Genomic DNA, 261 nt, shown 5'->3' on the forward strand with positions numbered 1-261 from the left:
TCGCCGCACCGCTACCCCACGGGCCGTGGTGGAAGTCCTTGCTGTCGAGGCGATCAAAGCCGTGCGCGCCGAAGAAGTCACGCTGCGCCTGGATCAGGTTCGCGGTGCCGCGGCCTTGGCGATAGGCATCGAAGTAGGTCAGCGCCGAGGTCAGCGCCGGAACCGGCAGGCCGGCTTGCAGGGCCGCCGCAACGACGCGGCGCAGCGCCGGGATCGATTCCTTGACCATCTCGGAGAAGGCAGGCGTCACGACCAGGTTGG

1 pseudogene is annotated in these 261 nt (G+C 68.6%); it reads right to left on the reverse strand.

Going from position 1 to position 261, the window contains the following annotated elements:
- Positions 1-261 (reverse strand): annotated as a pseudogene (locus IB244_RS31765) (NADP-dependent phosphogluconate dehydrogenase); the annotation flags it as partial.

This window comes from Rhizobium sp. RHZ02 (genome assembly GCF_014851575.1).
In the GTDB taxonomy this organism is placed as follows: domain Bacteria; phylum Pseudomonadota; class Alphaproteobacteria; order Rhizobiales; family Rhizobiaceae; genus Rhizobium; species Rhizobium altiplani.